Genomic DNA, 867 nt, shown 5'->3' with positions numbered 1-867 from the left:
GAGAGCACGCCGTGGAGGATGCCGGCGGCATAGGCGTCGCCGCCGCCGATGCGGTCGATGATCCCGGCGACCACCACCTCCTGGGTCTGGTAGCCGCGTTCGGGCGTGTCGATGCGCGCGGCGATGCGGTGGCGGTCGGCATCGTCGACATGGCGCGCGGTCGACGCGATGCGCTTGAGGTTGGGGAACGCGGCGAACGCGGCCTCAGCTGCCTCGCGGCGGCGCTCGGGACCGTCGCCCGGGAAGGTCTGGCCGAGCAGCAGCGAGACGTCGCGATGGTTGCCGAACATCGTGTCGGCAAGGCTCACCAGCTCGGTGAGGATCGCGCGCGGATCGCTGTCCCACGCTTCCCACAGCCGCGCGCGGTAATTGCCGTCGAAGCTGATCGCCACCCCCAGCGCCTTGGCGGCACGCGCCGCCTGCAGCGCGGCCTGCGCGGTCGCGGGCCCGAGCGCAGGCGTGATGCCCGAGAGGTGCAGCATCGCCGCGCCGTCGAGGATCGTGGGCCAGTCGAACGCGTCGGCCGGGGCCTGCGCAAACGCCGAGCCGGCGCGGTCATAGACGATGTCCGAGGCGCGCAGCCCCGCGCCTTGCGTCAGGAAATACAGCCCCATGCGCCCGTCACGAACCTGGATATGGCGCGCGTCGGCGCCCTGGCCGCGCACGAACTGCACCGCCGCGCGGCCCAGCGCATTGTCCGGCACCGCGCTGACCATCGCCACCGCATGCCCAAGATTGGCGAGCCCGATCCCGACATTGGCCTCCGCGCCCCCCACCACCACCTCGAACCGCGGCGTCTGCAGCAGCAGCTCACGCCCCGGCGCGGTCAGGCGAAGCAGCAACTCGCCGAAACAGACGATAGGGCCG

General features: G+C 72.2%; 1 protein-coding gene. It reads right to left on the bottom strand.

The genetic code is table 11. The annotated features are described in order from the left end of the window. Positions 1-860 (bottom strand): sugar kinase (locus OK349_RS19505; protein ID WP_265119594.1); only part of this gene is annotated, 860 nt, incomplete at its 3' end. Between the last annotated feature and the right edge of the window lie 7 nt (positions 861-867).

Origin of the sequence: Sphingomonas sp. BT-65 (assembly GCF_026107375.2) — a bacterium.
Lineage (GTDB): Bacteria > Pseudomonadota > Alphaproteobacteria > Sphingomonadales > Sphingomonadaceae > Sphingomonas.
Note: the sequence above shows the minus strand (reverse complement) of the source record. Positions and strands in the feature narration are given on the sequence as shown.